Raw genomic sequence first — 14,028 nt, 5'->3', positions numbered from 1 at the left:
CGGAGCGCCGCCCATGTCACACATCCTCGCCATCGACCAGGGCACCACGTCGAGCCGCGCCATGCTGTTCGACGCCGCCATGCGCCCGGTCGCCACCGCGCAGGAGGAATTTCCGCAGCATTTCCCCGCCTCCGGCTGGGTCGAGCATGACCCCGAAGACCTGTGGGCCACCACGCTTTCGACCTGCCGCGCCGCGCTGGCGGGCGCGGGGGCGCAGGCCGGGGACGTCGCCGCCATCGGCATCACCAACCAGCGCGAAACCACGCTTGTCTGGGACCGCGCCACCGGCGCGACGCTCGGGCGTGCGATCGTCTGGCAGGACCGCCGCACCGCCGACGCCTGCCGCGCGCTGCGCGACGCGGGGCACGAGCCGTTGGTGAGCGCGCGCACCGGGCTGCTGCTCGACCCGTATTTCTCGGGGACCAAGCTCGGCTGGATCCTCGATCAGCACGAGGGCGCGCGCGCCCGCGCGACGGCGGGGGAATTGCTGTTCGGGACGGTGGATTGCTACCTCATCTGGCGGCTGACCGGGGGCAGGGTGCACGCGACCGACGCCACCAACGCCGCGCGCACGCTGCTCTATGACATTCACGCCGGGGAATGGAGCGCGGAGATCTGCGCGCTGCTCGACATCCCGCCGCAGATGCTGCCCGAGGTGCGCGACAGCGCCGGTGATTTCGGCGCGACCGACCCGGCGCATTTCGGCGGCGCGATCCCGATCCGGGGCGTCGCGGGCGATCAGCAGGCGGCGACGGTGGGGCAGGCGTGTTTTCGCCCCGGCATGATGAAATCGACCTATGGCACGGGCTGTTTCGCGCTGCTGAACACCGGCGATGCGCCCGTCGCGTCGCAGAATCGCCTGCTGACCACCATCGCCTACCAGCTTGACGGTCGGCCGACCTATGCGCTCGAAGGGTCGATCTTCGTCGCCGGCGCCGTGGTGCAGTGGCTGCGCGACGGGCTGGGCGTGATCGGCGCGGCGGGCGAAACCGCCGCGCTGGCCGATCGCGCGGACCCCGAACAGGACGTGGTGCTGGTGCCCGCCTTCACCGGCCTCGGCGCGCCCTACTGGAACGCCGAATGCCGGGGCGCGATCTATGGTCTCACCCGCAATTCCGGCCCGCCGGAACTGGCGCGCGCAGCCCTGGAAAGCGTCGGCCACCAGACGCGCGACCTGCTCGAGGCGATGCGCGCCGACTGGGCGGGGCAGGGCGCGGCGGACGGCCCCACCCTGCGCATCGACGGGGGGATGAGCGCCTCGGACTGGACCATGCAGTTCCTGGCCGACATCCTTGATGCGCCGGTGGATCGCCCGCGCATTCTGGAAACCACCGCGCTGGGCGCGGCTTGGTTGGCGGGGATGCGGGCGGGGCTCTACCCGGACATGGAGGGATTCGCCGAAGGCTGGGCGCTGGAGCGCCGCTTCACCCCGGCGATGGACAGCGCCACGCGCGAGGCGAAACACGCCCGCTGGAAACGCGCGGTGCAGGCGACGCTGGCGGTGTAGGCTCCGCTCCGTCCGGTTACAGCGCCCGTTTCACGTAGGCCGGGTCGAGATCGGCGAGGTTGACCGACAGGCTCCCGGTGCGGGGCAGTATGGCGGCGAGCGCGTCGAGGATCGTCTGCGTCATGTCGGCCTTGGTCTCGGCGTCCCGCCCGGGCAGCAGCAGAAGCGTCGCGTGGGCGAAGCTGTCGGGCGTCGTGCCGCCGCGATGCGCCGCGCAGGCGATGGTGCGCACCTTGAGCGCAGCGGGGTCGGGAACCTCGGGATGCGCGGTGAGCGCATCGAAGACCGCGTCGCACAGCGCGGCGAGGTCGACCTCCTGCGCGACATCGGCGGAATGTTCGATGATGACGTGGGGCATGGGAGTCCTCCGTTCAGGGTTTCAGACGCCGGCCTCTTCGGTCGCGGCGGCGATCATCGGGGCGAGACGCCAGCCCCATTCGGCCTGCGCGTCGTCGGTTTCGATCAGGTCGTTGCGCAGCTCGATCAGGGTGTTGGGTCGCTCATGCGCGATGGCGTGGCGGGCGATCGTGTCGCCGGGCAGATGGCCCGAATAGGGCTGATTTTCGCCCACGCAGAGGTCCGGCTCGGCCCGCAACCGCGCGAGCAGGGGGCGCGTCAGCCGGGCGTCGGCGGCATAGAGCAGCGCGATGTCCCACGGGCGCGCCGCCCGCCCGCGCAATTGCTGCGTGAAGCTGTGGACCGAGACGATGACGGTGTCCGTGCGGCGCGCGGCCAGTTGCGCCAGCGCGGTGTGATAGGGCCGGTAACAGCGGTTGAGCCGCGCCTCGCGCTCGGCCGGGCCGGCGTGGCGGTTGCCGGCGATCACGGTGCCGTCGTAGAGCTTCATCAAGAGCGTCGGGTCGTCCTCGCCGCGGTTGGGATCGATCACCAGACGGGAAAAGTTGCTCAGGATGGCGGGCGAATCCAGCGCCTTGGCCAGCGCGCGCGCCACGCCGGCCGCGCCCACGTCATAGGCGATGTGGCGCGCCATGTCGGCGGGCGCGATCTCGAGATCGCCGTTATTGACGAAAGGCGGCACGGTATTGGCGGCGTGATCGCAGATCACCAGCCAGCGGCCGGGCCGGTCGGGGCCGGCGATATGGAAGGGTTCGTAAGTCATCGGTGGTGTCGCTTTCCCCCGCACCGCTTTAGGCTGTCCCCGCGGCCGGTGCAACAAACCGCTGGCAAGGCCGGACTGGCCCGGCTACCAACCTCCGGAATAACCCCGCGAAAGGAGTGCGCAAATGCCGCGACACCGCAACGTCAAGATCGTGGCCACGCTCGGCCCCGCCTCGCAGGATTACGACGCCATCCGCGCGCTGCACGAGGCGGGCGCGGACGTCTTCCGCCTGAACATGAGCCACGGCAGCCATGACAGCATCCGCGAGAAACACGGCATAATCCGCCGCATCGAGGCCGAGCTGGGCAGCCCGATCTGCATCCTCGCCGACCTTCAGGGGCCGAAACTGCGCGTCGGCGTTTTCGCGAAGGGCGAGGAGGAGCTCGCCGAAGGCGCGCGGTTCCGGCTCGACCTCGATGAGGCCGAGGGCGATTCCGCCCGCGTCTGCCTGCCCCACCCCGAGATCTTCGCGGCTCTTGAACCCGGCGCGACGCTGCTGGTCAACGACGGCAAGATCCGCCTGCGCGTTACCGAGTGCGGCGATGATTTCGCCGAGTGCGACGTCATGGTCGGCGGCGTCATCTCCAACCGCAAGGGCGTCAACGTGCCGGACGTGGAGCTGCCGCTGGCCGCATTGTCCGAGAAGGACCGCGAGGATCTCGAATTCGCCTGCGAACTCGGGGTCGACTGGCTCGCTCTCAGCTTCGTGCAGCGCGCGCGCGACGTGACCGAGGCGCGCGAACTCGCCGGCGGGCGGGCGGCGATCCTGAGCAAGATCGAGAAACCCTCCGCGGTGTCGCGGTTCGCCGCCATCCTCGAGGCCTCGGACGGGGTCATGGTCGCGCGCGGCGACCTCGGCGTGGAGCTGCCGGTGCAGAACGTGCCGCCAATCCAGAAGCGCCTGGTGCGCGCCTGCCGCGCGGCGGCCAAGCCGGTGATCGTGGCGACCCAGATGCTCGAGTCGATGATCGAGTCGCCGGTGCCCACCCGCGCCGAGGTCAGCGACGTGGCCACCGCCATCTACGAGGGCGCCGACGCGATCATGCTCTCGGCCGAGAGCGCGGCGGGCAGCTACCCCGTCGAGGCGGTCACCACGATGGACAACGTCGCCCGCGAGGTCGAGGACGACCCGACCTACCGCGAGGTGATCGAGGCCAGCCGCCGCGCCGCGCGCACCACCGTCGCCGACGGCATCGTCGCCGCCGCGCGCGAGATCGCCGAAACGACGGACATCAAGGCGATCTGCTGCTTCACCGAAAGTGGGACGACCGCGCTGCTGACCGCGCGCGAACGGCCCCGCGTGCCGATCGTCGCGATGACCTCGGTGCTGCGCACCGCGCGGCGGCTGGTGCTGAGCTGGGGCGTCAACTGCGTGATGACGGACGAGCTGAGCCGCTTCAAGCTCGCCGTCATCAACGCCGCCCGCGCGGCGCGCGCGCTGGGCTACGCCACCGCCGACGATCAGATCGTGGTCACGGCGGGGGTGCCCTTCAACATGCCGGGAACCACGAATATCCTCAGGGTTGCGCCCTGTCAGGAAAGTTTGATTTACGCTACGGAACCGGGTTAACCTTCGACATTGCGCAGACGCGCCAAGCAGCATGCGGGGGCACCGGACTCATGGACGTGAACAGCGACCTGATACTGGTCATCGGCATCGTGCTGGGGGTGTTCGCGCTTCCCGCGATCGTCTCGGCCCTTTCGGACGGGCGCGCGCCGCGCGTCGCCGCCTTCGTGCTGATCGCCGCGGGCGTGCTGGTGGTCTACGCGATCCGCGAGAAGCCGGGCGGATACACCTTGCAGGACGTGCCCAACGCCTTTGTCCGCGTCGCGGCGAGCGTCATGCGTTAGGACGCGCGCCCGTCAGAAGATGAAATCGTCCGCGTCGATGGGTTGCCCCGCGCCGATCTCGGCGGCACCCGACAGGTCGATCTTCTCCGCGTCGTCGGCGTTGAAATCGAAAAGCGCGTCGCGCCCGAGCGGGCGACGCGCCCGGTGGCCAGCCAGTTTGCCTGGCGAGACTTCGAAAACCGGACGAAATCACCCTTGCGAAACACCCATATCCCGCCTATACGCCACACTTCACCCGCGCGGCCGGCCGAAGTGGCATGCCGAGTCGCGCGTTCTACCGCACGACCAAGAGGAGCCGGAAATGCCCAAGATGAAGACAAAATCGAGCTGCAAGAAGCGGTTCAAGATCTCGGCCTCGGGCCGCGTGATCGCTGGCCAGGCCGGCAAGAGCCACGGCATGATCAAGCGCACCAACAAGTTCATCCGCAACGCGCGCGGAACCACCACGCTCTCAAAGGCTGATGAGAAAATCATCAAGCCGATGATGCCGTATTCGCGCTAAGGAGGATCTGACATGGCCCGAGTAAAAGGTGGGACCGTCACCCACGCCCGTCACAAGAAGATCGTCAAGGCCGCCAAAGGCTATTACGGCCGTCGCAAGAACACCTTCAAGGTGGCGACGCAGGCCGTCGACAAGGCGAACCAGTACGCCACCCGCGACCGCAAGAACCGCAAGCGGAATTTCCGCGCGCTGTGGATCCAGCGGATCAACGCCGCCGTGCGCGCCCATGACGAAGGGCTGACCTACAGCCGCTTCATCAACGGGCTGACGCTGGCCGGGGTCGAGGTTGACCGCAAGGTGCTGGCCGATCTCGCCGTGCACGAGCCCGCGGCATTCGGCGCGATCGTCGACCAGGCCAAGGCGGCGCTTCCGGCCTGAAGGCGCCTGCGACAGTCATGAATTCAGGGGTCCGGGCGGCGCAGCCGTCCGGGCCTTTTTCGTTTTCGGACACAAGCAGATCCATCCGAAATGGAACCTCAGCGCGTCCTTACGCGTTTCGAGTAACGAAGTCTTGCGCACGCTCTCGTGATCGGGGGCCGTTCACTTTCCGATCACGCCGTGTCAGACTTGGCGTTGGAGCGGCTGTTCCGCGCTCCCGTGAGTGACCGGAGGAGGGGCCGATGGCACAGGCTTCACAAGATTTAAGAGTAATGTCCCGCAGCGCAATGAAGGCCGAGATGCTCGACGCCGAGACCGAGCGCGACCTGGCCTACGCCTGGCGCGACCGCCGCGACGAGGCCGCGCTGCATCGCCTGATCACCGCCTACATGCGCCTGGCCATCTCCATGGCGTCCAAATTTCGCCGCTACGGCGCGCCGATGAACGACCTGATTCAGGAGGCCGGCTTGGGCCTCATGAAGGCCGCGGACAAGTTCGACCCGGACCGCGGCGTGCGCTTTTCGACCTACGCGGTCTGGTGGATACGGGCTAGCGTGCAGGATTACGTGATGCGTAACTGGTCGATGGTGCGCACCGGCAGCACGTCCTCGCAGAAATCGCTGTTCTTCAACATGAAGCGCGTGCAGGCCAAGTTCGAGCGCGAGGCGATGGCCGACGGCGTCGAACTCGACGGCTACCAGCTGCGCGAGATGATCGCGCATGAGGTCGGCGTGCCGCTGCGCGACGTCGAGATGATGCAGGGCCGGCTTTCGGGATCGGACCTTTCGCTCAACGCGACGCAGAGCGCCGAAGATGAGGGCCGCGAATGGATCGAAACGATCGAGGATGACGGCCCGCGCGGCGATCAGCAGGTCGAGGCGGCGCATGACATGGCCGCGCTGCGCGCCTGGCTGAGCGAGGCGCTGGACGCGCTCAACGAACGCGAGCGGCTCATCGTGTGCGAGCGCAAGCTGCGCCCCGAGCCGCGCACGCTCGAAAGCCTCGGCGGCGAGCTCGGCCTCAGCAAGGAGCGGGTGCGCCAGCTCGAGGCGGCGGCCTTCGGCAAGATGCGCAAGACGCTCGAGGCCAAGGGCAACGAGGTCCAGTCCCTGCTGGCATGATCCGGGTCCTGATCCTCTGCGCCGTCGCGGCGTTGCCGCGATGGGCGGCGGCGCAGGACGTATGGGTGCTGGGCGAGTCCCACGACAACCCGGCGCATCACGCGGTGCAGGCCGCCATGGTGCGCGACATCGCGCCGGCCGCGCTGGTGTTCGAGATGCTGACCCCGGCGCAGGCCGATGGCGCGGTCCTGCCGCAGTTCGGCGATCCCTCCGGACTGCCGCGCCATTTGCAATGGGCCGGGAGCGGCTGGCCCGATTTCGACTATTACCGCCCGATCTTCGTCGCCGCGCCCAAGGCGCGCGTCTACGGCGCCGGCGTGCCGCGCGACATCGCGCGCCAGGCGATGCAGACCGGCATGGCCGAGGCGTTCGGAGACGACGCCGCGGCCTATGGCCTCACCACGCCGTTGCCCGCCGCCGAACAGGCCGCGCGCGAGGCGGCGCAGGCGAAGGCGCATTGCGGCGCGCTTCCCGCCGAGATGCTGCCCGGCATGGTCGCGGTACAGCGCCTGCGCGACGCGAGCCTCGCCCGCGCGGCGCTGGATGCGCTGCGCGATACCGGCGGGCCGGTCGTGGTGATCACCGGGAACGGCCACGCGCGCCGCGACCGGGGCATGCCCGCGTTGCTGGCGCAGGTCGCGCCTGACGTCGGGATCTACGCGCTGGGCCAGGGCGAGGACGGCGCGCCGCCCGAGGGCGAGTTCGACGCGGTCCGCGACGCGCCCGCGCCCGCGCGCGAAGACCCCTGCGCTGCGTTCCACTGAAACCCCGCGGCCTTGTCCCCGGCGGCGCGCGCGCCTAGTCTCGCACGGTGTCCCAACGGAGCCTGCCGATGCTCGCCTCGAAAAACATCCTTTTGATCATTGGCGGCGGGATCGCCGCGTTCAAGGCGCTCGACCTGATCCGCCGGTTGCGTGAACGCGGCGCGGGGGTGACGCCGGTGCTGACGCGCGCGGGCGCGGAATTCGTCACGCCGCTGTCGGTCTCCGCGCTGGCGGGGCGAAGGCTGTTCAGCGATCTCTTCGATCTGACCGACGAGTCCGAGATGGGCCATATCGAGCTGAGCCGCAGCGCCGACCTGATCGTCGTCGCCCCCGCCACCGCCGACCTGATGGCGCGGATGGCGCAGGGGCAGGCGGACGACCTCGCCTCGACCCTGCTGCTGGCGACCGACACGAAGGTGCTGATCGCGCCCGCGATGAACGTGCGGATGTGGGAGCACCCGGCCACGCAGCGCAACCTCGGGACGCTTCAGCGCGACGGCGTCCGCGTCGTCGGCCCGAACGATGGCGACATGGCCTGCGGCGAGCACGGCCCCGGCCGCATGAGCGAGCCGCTCGAGATCGTCGCCGCCATCGAGGCGGCGCTGACGGACGGGCCGCTGCGGGGCCGGCGCGTGCTGGTCACCTCGGGGCCCACGCATGAGCCGATCGACCCGGTGCGCTACATCGCCAACCGATCCTCGGGCGCGCAGGGCACGGCGATTGCCCGGGCGTTGGCGGATTTGGGCGCGCATGTGATCTTTGTCACCGGCCCGGCGGATGTGCCGCCACCCGAGGGAGTCGAGGTGATCCGCGTCGAGACCGCGCAGCAGATGCTGGATGCGGTGCAGGACGCGCTGCCGGTGGATGCGGCGATCTTTGCCGCCGCCGTCGCCGACTGGCGGGTCAAGGACGCGGCGTCTTCCAAGATGAAGAAGGATAAGGGCGGGCTTCCGCGATTGGAGTTCGCCGAGAACCCCGACATTCTCGCCCACGTGGCGCAGATGACCGAGGGGCGCCCTACGCTGGTCGTGGGATTCGCCGCCGAGACCGACGACGTGTTCGCCAACGCCACCGCCAAGCGGGCGCGCAAGGGTTGCGACTGGATCGTCGCCAACGATGTGAGCGACGGGACCGGTATCATGGGCGGCGCCGAGAACGACGTGACGCTGATTGCCGGGGACGGCGCCGAGGACTGGCCGCGCATGGGCAAGACGCAGGTGGCGGCGCGCCTCGCCGAGCGGATCGCGCAGGCCCTGGGCTGAGGATTTGGGTATTTCCGGAACATCGAAAGTGCAGGGTGGAGTCGTCATAAACGTCGCCTGGGACGATGGTGCGGACCGCACGCTGGGGTTGCCCTTCTACGCCAGCGCGGGCGCGGCGGGCGCCGATCTGCGGGCGAATTTCCCGCAGGACGCGCGCGGGGGCGTCACGCTTGCGCCCGGCGCGCGCGCGCTGGTGCCGACGGGGCTCCGGATCGCCGTGCCCGACGGGTTCGAGGTGCAGATCCGGCCGCGCTCGGGGCTGGCGCTGAAGCACGGGATCACCCTGCCCAACAGCCCCGGCACCATCGATTCGGATTATCGCGGCCCGCTGGGCGTGATCGTGATAAACGCCGGGGAGGCGCCGTTTCACATCGCGCATGGCGACCGGATCGCGCAGATGGTGGTGGCGCCGGTCCTGCGCGCGAAGTTCGCCTGCGTCGAGACGCTGGAGCAGAGCGCGCGCGGCGATGGCGGCTTTGGCTCGACCGGAGTCGAGTGATGGCGATGGTGCTGATCCTCGCCGTCGCGCTCTGGGTTCTGGGCGCGGTGCTCGGCACGCCCGCGCGGCTGCGCTGGATCATGATCGGGGCGGTCTGGCTGGGCGTGGTGCTGCTGCACCTCCTGCTGCCGGGCGGGCATCCGATGCGCGCGGCCACCGGAGAGAACGCAGCGCCCTGGCTGCTGCTGGGCGGGGCGGTCGGGATCGGGCTCGCCTATGCCGCCGTGCTGCGCGCGCTGCGGGCGCGCAGCCGGTCGGCGACGGCGCCCGAAGAGACCCGCGCCGGCACGTTTTCCGACGCCGAACTGGAGCGTTACGCGCGCCATATCGTGCTGCACGAGATCGGCGGGCCGGGGCAGAAGGCGCTGAAAAACGCGCGCGTGCTGGTGATCGGCGCCGGCGGGCTCGGATCGCCGGTGATGCTTTACCTCGCCGCCGCGGGCGTCGGCACGATCGGGGTGATCGACGACGACGCCGTTGAGGCGTCCAATCTGCAACGGCAGGTCATCCATCCCGACGCTTCGCTCGGGCTGCCCAAGGTGCAGTCCGCGGCGCAGGCGATCCGCGCGCAGAACCCGCATGTCGCCGTGCGGCCCTATCACCGGCGGCTTACCGACGAGATCGCCCAGGATCTCTTTGCCGATTACGACGTGATCCTCGACGGGGTCGACAACAGCGCGACGCGCTACCTGTCGAACCGCGCGGCGGTGGCGACGGGGCGGCCGCTGGTTTCCGGGGCGCTCACGCAGTGGGAGGGGCAGCTTTCGGTCTTTGACCCGGCGCGCGGCGCGCCCTGCTATCAATGCGTCTTTCCCGAGGCAGCCGATCCCGCGCTGGTCCCGTCCTGCGCCGAGGCGGGCGTGATGGCGGCGCTCCCGGGCGTGATCGGCGCGATGATGGCGACCGAGGCGATCAAGCTCATCACCGGGGCCGGGGCTGCGCTGCGCGGCGAGATGCTGATCTACGACGCGCTCTATGGCGATGCGCGCAAGTTCACGCTGGCCCGGCGCGCGGATTGCCCGGTCTGCGGCGAGATTAAGGAAAAGGAACACGCAGGATGACTAACCCGCTCCTGGCCGAATGGAACACGCCGTTCCGCATCGCGCCCTTCGATGCGATCAAGGACGAGGATTTCGCGCCGGCCTTCACGGCCGCGCTGGAGGAGGCGGAGGCCGAGATCACCGCCATCGCCGAGAACCCCGCGCCGCCCACCTTCGCCAACACGATCGAGGCGCTCGAAGCGTCGGGCGCGGCGCTCGACAAGGTGCTGGGCGTGTTTTTTACGCTGGCGGGTGCGGACAGCAACCCTGCGCGCCAGGCGCTCCAGCGCGACTTCGCGCCGAAGCTCGCCGCGCATTCGTCCTGGGTGACCGGCAACAAGGCGCTGTTCCACAGGATCGAGGCGCTATGGCGGGACCGCGACGCGCTCGACCTGACGGCAGAGCAGGCGCGCGTGCTGATGCTGACGCACCGGGCCTTCCGCCGCGCCGGTGCGGCGCTGAGCGGGGCCGAGGAGGAAGAGATGCGCGCGATCATGGCGCGACTGGCGGAGCTCGGCACCGCCTTCACGCAGAACCTGCTCGCGGACGAGGCGGCGTGGCACATGGAACTGGCCGAGAACGATCTGGACGGTCTCCCCGATTTCGTGATCGACGCCGCGCGCGCGGCGGGGGCGGAGAAGGGGCTCGATGGTCCGGCGATCACGCTGTCGCGTTCGCTCATCGTGCCGTTCCTGCAATTCTCGCCGCGCCGCGACCTGCGCGAGCGCGCCTTCGCCGCCTGGGCCGCGCGGGGCGCAGGCGGGGGCGACACCGACAACCGCGCCATCGCCGCCGAGACGCTGAAGCTGCGCCATGAGCGCGCGCAATTGCTGGGCTACGACAGTTTCGCGAGCTTCAAGCTCGAAACCGAGATGGCCGGGACGCCGGAGGCGGTGCGCGACCTGCTGATGCGGGTCTGGACGCCTGCAAGGGCGCGGGCCGAGGCGGATGCGCAGATCCTCACGCGGATGATGCGCGCGGACGGCGTGAACGGTGCGCTCGAACCGTGGGACTGGCGCTACTACGCCGAGAAACGCCGCCAGGCCGAGCATGATTTCGACGAGGGCGCGGTGAAGCCCTACCTGCAACTCGACCGGATGATCGAAGCGGCGTTCGCCTGCGCGCAGCGCCTCTTCGGGCTGGAATTCCGCGCGCTCGACGCGCCGCTCTACCACCCCGATTGCCGCGCTTGGGAGGTCACGCGCGGCGGCGAACACGTGGCGGTGTTCATCGGCGACTATTTCGCGCGCCCCTCCAAGCGGTCCGGCGCCTGGTGCAGCGCCATGCGCGGGCAGGCGAAGTTTCCGCGCGTGCAGGGGCCGGTGGTCATCAACGTCTGCAACTTCGCGCGTGGTGAGCCGGCGCTGCTGAGCTACGATGATGCGCGCACGCTGTTCCATGAATTCGGGCACGCGCTGCACCAGATGCTCTCGGACGTGACCTATGAATCGGTGAGCGGCACGTCCGTGGCGCGCGATTTCGTGGAACTGCCGAGCCAGTTGTTCGAACACTGGCTCGAAGTTCCCGAGGTGCTGGCCGAATTCGCGCGCCACGCGGAAACCGGCGCGCCGATGCCGCGCGCGCTGCTTGACAAGGTGCTGGGCGCGGCGACTTACGACATGGGGTTCCAGACGGTGGAGTACATCGCCTCGGCGCTGGTGGATCTTGATTTCCACGACGGGGCGCCGCCCGCCGACCCGATGGCGCGGCAGGCGGAGGTGCTGGCGGAACTCGGCATGCCGCACGCCATCGCGATGCGCCACGCGACGCCGCATTTCGCGCATGTGTTCTCGGGCGATGGCTATTCCTCGGGCTATTACAGCTACATGTGGTCCGAGGTGATGGACGCCGACGCCTTCGCCAGCTTCGAGGAGGCGGGCGGTGCGTTCGATCCTGAGCGCGCGGCGGCCCTCGAACGCCATATCCTGTCGCGCGGCGGCTCGGAGGAGGCGGAGGCGCTCTACCGCGCGTTTCGCGGCCGGATGCCGGGGCCCGAGGCGCTGCTCGAGGGGCGCGGGCTGGCGGGCTGATACGCTCTATTGCGCGGGGACGCAGGTTGCGCCATGATCCCGAAGCCAAGCGAAGGACGGCAAGATGCGCAAATTCATGGTCGTGCTGGATGACAGCCGCGAATGCCTGAACGCCATACGCTTCGCCGCCATGCGCGCGGCAAATACCGAGGGCGGGGTCAAGGTGTTGTCGGTCATCCCGCCCGACGAGTTCAAGCACTGGATCGGTGTGGGCGACATCATGCGCGAGGAGCACCGCGAACGCATCGAGGCGCATTTCGAGGTCTTCGCCAAGTGGATGCGGGACAAGCAGGGGGTTGAGCCCGAACTCGTCATCCGCGAGGGCGAGCCGGTCGCCGAGATCATCGCCCAGGTCAACGAGGATCCCGAGGTCGGCGTGCTGGTGCTGGGCGCCGCGACGGACCGCAAGGGGCCGGGGCCGCTGGTGTCGCAACTGACCAAGAACGCCGGATCGCTGCCCATTCCGATCACCATCGTCCCCGGCGATCTGAGCAAGGAGCGGCTCGAGGCGATCACCTGACGGGGATCGCGTTCCGCGGATTTCCCGCCTCCGGCGGGGATGTTTGGGGCAGGAAGAAGACAGCAGTTCCGCTTTACTTCTTGCCCGAAATATCCCGAGGTCGGGGGCTGGCCCCGGGGGTGCGCGTAGTTTAGAATCGTTCCAAACCTTGACTCGCGCCCTCGGCGCGCGCATATCGAAGGCATGCACCACGAAGGGGGCCGTTCCATGTTCATCCAGACCGAATCCACGCCCAACCCCGCGACGTTGAAATTCCTTCCGGGGCAGAGCGTCCTGCCCGCGGGCACCGCGGATTTCCCCACCCCCGAAGGGGCCGGGAAGTCGCCTCTCGCCACGCGGCTTTTCGCGGTCGAAGGGGTGACGGGCGTGTTCTTCGGCACCGATTTCGTCACCGTGACCAAGGCCGACGCCGTCGAATGGGACCATATCAAGCCGGCGCTGCTTGGCGCGATCATGGAGCATTACCAGTCCGGTGAGCCGGTTATGGCCGACGGCGGCGCCGATCCCGCCTCGGGCCATGCGGAGCATGACGGCGAGGATGGCGAGATCGTGAACCAGATCAAGGAACTGCTGGATACGCGCGTGCGCCCGGCGGTGGCGCAGGACGGCGGCGACATCACTTTTCACGGCTTCGACCGCGGCGTCGTCTACCTGCACATGCAGGGCGCCTGCGCGGGCTGCCCGTCCTCGACCATCACGCTGAAGATGGGGATCGAGAACCTCTTGCGGCACTATATCCCCGAGGTGACAGAGGTGCGCCCGATCGGTGTCTGAGCCTCTCGTCCTGGGCGTCGATACCTCCGGGCCGTGGTGCAGCGCGGCGCTCTTGCGGGGGGGTGACGTTCTTGCCGATCTTCATGAAGACATGCCCAAAGGGCAGGCCGAGTCGCTGTTTCCGCTGCTTGGCGACCTGATGGCGCGCGGCGGGACCGAGTGGCGCGACCTCGCCGCGATCGGCGTCGGGACCGGGCCGGGCAATTTCACCGGCATCCGGATATCGGTCGCGGGGATGCGCGGACTGGGGCTCGCGTTCGGGATCCCGGTGATCGGGGTCACGCTGCTGGACGCGGCGGCGCAAGGCGCGCGCGGTCCGATCCTCGCCTCGGTCGCAGCGCCCCGCGGGCAGGCTTACGTGCAGGGGTATGGCATGAAACGCGACGTGGCGCCAGCATTGGTCGCGATCCGCGATCTCGACCGCGCGCTGGTCGAGCCGGGGCTCCTTTCCATCGGGTCGGCGGGGGCGGAGATCGCGGCGCATCTCGGGGTGGCGCACGCGGCTGCGTCCGCGGCGCCCGGTCTCGCCATCGCGCGCATCGCGGCTGCGCGCCTGCCGGGATGGGACGGCCCCGCCGCCGCGCCCCATTACCTCAAACCCGCCGACGCCGCGCCCGCGCGGGACGCGCCGCCGGTCATGCTCGATTGATGGACGCCGCC

General features: G+C 69.4%; 16 protein-coding genes. 14 read left to right on the top strand and 2 right to left on the bottom strand.

Annotation, left to right across the window (positions count from 1 at the left end; all coding sequences use genetic code 11):
• The first annotated feature begins 13 nt into the window (after positions 1-13).
• Positions 14-1,507 (top strand): glycerol kinase GlpK, encoded by a 1,494-nt coding sequence (glpK, locus tag D6850_RS13150; protein ID WP_121167633.1) that lies wholly within the window; start codon positions 14-16, stop codon positions 1,505-1,507.
• A gap of 16 nt (positions 1,508-1,523) precedes the next feature.
• On the opposite strand, the gene D6850_RS13145 is transcribed toward glpK, so the two are convergent.
• Together D6850_RS13145 and D6850_RS13140 are read right to left on the bottom strand one after the other, a co-directional pair.
• Complete coding sequence (locus D6850_RS13145) at positions 1,524-1,865, bottom strand: 5-carboxymethyl-2-hydroxymuconate Delta-isomerase (protein ID WP_121167631.1); 342 nt, start codon at positions 1,863-1,865, stop codon at positions 1,524-1,526.
• Between the two features lie 21 nt (positions 1,866-1,886).
• Complete coding sequence (locus tag D6850_RS13140; protein WP_121167629.1) at positions 1,887-2,627, bottom strand: N-formylglutamate amidohydrolase; 741 nt, start codon at positions 2,625-2,627, stop codon at positions 1,887-1,889.
• A gap of 124 nt (positions 2,628-2,751) precedes the next feature.
• Here D6850_RS13140 and pyk point away from each other — a divergent pair, with 124 nt between their 5' ends.
• The 13 genes from pyk (at position 2,752) to tsaB (ending at position 14,017) form a co-directional block, all read left to right on the top strand.
• On the top strand, positions 2,752-4,197 hold the full coding sequence (pyk, locus tag D6850_RS13135; protein WP_121167627.1) for a pyruvate kinase: 1,446 nt from the start codon (positions 2,752-2,754) through the stop codon (positions 4,195-4,197).
• A 50-nt stretch (positions 4,198-4,247) separates the two neighbouring features.
• Positions 4,248-4,478 (top strand): hypothetical protein, encoded by a 231-nt coding sequence (locus D6850_RS13130; RefSeq protein WP_342769539.1) that lies wholly within the window; start codon positions 4,248-4,250, stop codon positions 4,476-4,478.
• A gap of 301 nt (positions 4,479-4,779) precedes the next feature.
• Entirely contained in the window at positions 4,780-4,980 is a 201-nt protein-coding gene (rpmI, locus tag D6850_RS13125) for a 50S ribosomal protein L35 (RefSeq protein WP_121167625.1), read from the top strand.
• 12 nt (positions 4,981-4,992) lie between these two features.
• Positions 4,993-5,358 (top strand): 50S ribosomal protein L20, encoded by a 366-nt coding sequence (gene rplT / locus D6850_RS13120; protein ID WP_121167623.1) that lies wholly within the window; start codon positions 4,993-4,995, stop codon positions 5,356-5,358.
• A gap of 242 nt (positions 5,359-5,600) precedes the next feature.
• Positions 5,601-6,479, top strand: coding sequence for an RNA polymerase factor sigma-32 (locus D6850_RS13115; protein WP_121167621.1), 879 nt, complete (start codon positions 5,601-5,603; stop codon positions 6,477-6,479).
• On the top strand, positions 6,476-7,243 hold the full coding sequence (locus tag D6850_RS13110; protein ID WP_121167619.1) for a ChaN family lipoprotein: 768 nt from the start codon (positions 6,476-6,478) through the stop codon (positions 7,241-7,243). The genes D6850_RS13115 and D6850_RS13110 overlap by 4 nt, the downstream gene beginning before the upstream one ends.
• A gap of 68 nt (positions 7,244-7,311) precedes the next feature.
• Positions 7,312-8,505: a bifunctional phosphopantothenoylcysteine decarboxylase/phosphopantothenate--cysteine ligase CoaBC gene (coaBC, locus tag D6850_RS13105; protein ID WP_121167617.1), complete on the top strand. Its 1,194-nt coding sequence runs from the start codon at positions 7,312-7,314 to the stop codon at positions 8,503-8,505.
• A 28-nt stretch (positions 8,506-8,533) separates the two neighbouring features.
• Positions 8,534-9,004: a dUTP diphosphatase gene (gene dut, locus D6850_RS13100; protein ID WP_121167615.1), complete on the top strand. Its 471-nt coding sequence runs from the start codon at positions 8,534-8,536 to the stop codon at positions 9,002-9,004.
• Complete coding sequence (locus tag D6850_RS13095; protein WP_121167613.1) at positions 9,004-10,065, top strand: HesA/MoeB/ThiF family protein; 1,062 nt, start codon at positions 9,004-9,006, stop codon at positions 10,063-10,065. The genes dut and D6850_RS13095 overlap by 1 nt, the downstream gene beginning before the upstream one ends.
• Entirely contained in the window at positions 10,062-12,074 is a 2,013-nt protein-coding gene (locus tag D6850_RS13090; RefSeq protein ID WP_121167611.1) for a M3 family metallopeptidase, read from the top strand. The genes D6850_RS13095 and D6850_RS13090 overlap by 4 nt, the downstream gene beginning before the upstream one ends.
• A gap of 64 nt (positions 12,075-12,138) precedes the next feature.
• Positions 12,139-12,594, top strand: coding sequence for a universal stress protein (locus D6850_RS13085; RefSeq protein WP_121167609.1), 456 nt, complete (start codon positions 12,139-12,141; stop codon positions 12,592-12,594).
• A 207-nt stretch (positions 12,595-12,801) separates the two neighbouring features.
• Complete coding sequence (locus D6850_RS13080) at positions 12,802-13,368, top strand: NifU family protein (protein ID WP_121167607.1); 567 nt, start codon at positions 12,802-12,804, stop codon at positions 13,366-13,368.
• Positions 13,361-14,017: a tRNA (adenosine(37)-N6)-threonylcarbamoyltransferase complex dimerization subunit type 1 TsaB gene (gene tsaB / locus D6850_RS13075; RefSeq protein ID WP_121167605.1), complete on the top strand. Its 657-nt coding sequence runs from the start codon at positions 13,361-13,363 to the stop codon at positions 14,015-14,017. The genes D6850_RS13080 and tsaB overlap by 8 nt, the downstream gene beginning before the upstream one ends.
• The last annotated feature ends 11 nt before the right edge of the window (positions 14,018-14,028 follow it).

The organism is Roseovarius spongiae (assembly GCF_003651245.1).
In the GTDB taxonomy this organism is placed as follows: Bacteria; Pseudomonadota; Alphaproteobacteria; order Rhodobacterales; family Rhodobacteraceae; genus Roseovarius; species Roseovarius spongiae.
The sequence above is the reverse complement of the archived record's forward strand: the minus strand, read 5'-3'. Positions and strand labels throughout refer to the sequence as shown.

What these genes read in the sequence shown, in the direction of transcription:
- glpK (WP_121167633.1), top strand. Translation starts at nt 14, where the DNA reads ATGTCACACATCCTCGCCATCGACCAGGGCACCACGTCGAGCCGCGCC.
- D6850_RS13145 (WP_121167631.1), bottom strand. Translation starts at nt 1,865, where the DNA reads ATGCCCCACGTCATCATCGAACATTCCGCCGATGTCGCGCAGGAGGTC.
- D6850_RS13140 (WP_121167629.1), bottom strand. Translation starts at nt 2,627, where the DNA reads ATGACTTACGAACCCTTCCATATCGCCGGCCCCGACCGGCCCGGCCGC.
- pyk (WP_121167627.1), top strand. Translation starts at nt 2,752, where the DNA reads ATGCCGCGACACCGCAACGTCAAGATCGTGGCCACGCTCGGCCCCGCC.
- D6850_RS13130 (WP_342769539.1), top strand. Translation starts at nt 4,248, where the DNA reads ATGGACGTGAACAGCGACCTGATACTGGTCATCGGCATCGTGCTGGGG.
- rpmI (WP_121167625.1), top strand. Translation starts at nt 4,780, where the DNA reads ATGCCCAAGATGAAGACAAAATCGAGCTGCAAGAAGCGGTTCAAGATC.
- rplT (WP_121167623.1), top strand. Translation starts at nt 4,993, where the DNA reads ATGGCCCGAGTAAAAGGTGGGACCGTCACCCACGCCCGTCACAAGAAG.
- D6850_RS13115 (WP_121167621.1), top strand. Translation starts at nt 5,601, where the DNA reads ATGGCACAGGCTTCACAAGATTTAAGAGTAATGTCCCGCAGCGCAATG.
- D6850_RS13110 (WP_121167619.1), top strand. Translation starts at nt 6,476, where the DNA reads ATGATCCGGGTCCTGATCCTCTGCGCCGTCGCGGCGTTGCCGCGATGG.
- coaBC (WP_121167617.1), top strand. Translation starts at nt 7,312, where the DNA reads ATGCTCGCCTCGAAAAACATCCTTTTGATCATTGGCGGCGGGATCGCC.
- D6850_RS13095 (WP_121167613.1), top strand. Translation starts at nt 9,004, where the DNA reads ATGGCGATGGTGCTGATCCTCGCCGTCGCGCTCTGGGTTCTGGGCGCG.
- D6850_RS13090 (WP_121167611.1), top strand. Translation starts at nt 10,062, where the DNA reads ATGACTAACCCGCTCCTGGCCGAATGGAACACGCCGTTCCGCATCGCG.
- D6850_RS13085 (WP_121167609.1), top strand. Translation starts at nt 12,139, where the DNA reads ATGCGCAAATTCATGGTCGTGCTGGATGACAGCCGCGAATGCCTGAAC.
- D6850_RS13080 (WP_121167607.1), top strand. Translation starts at nt 12,802, where the DNA reads ATGTTCATCCAGACCGAATCCACGCCCAACCCCGCGACGTTGAAATTC.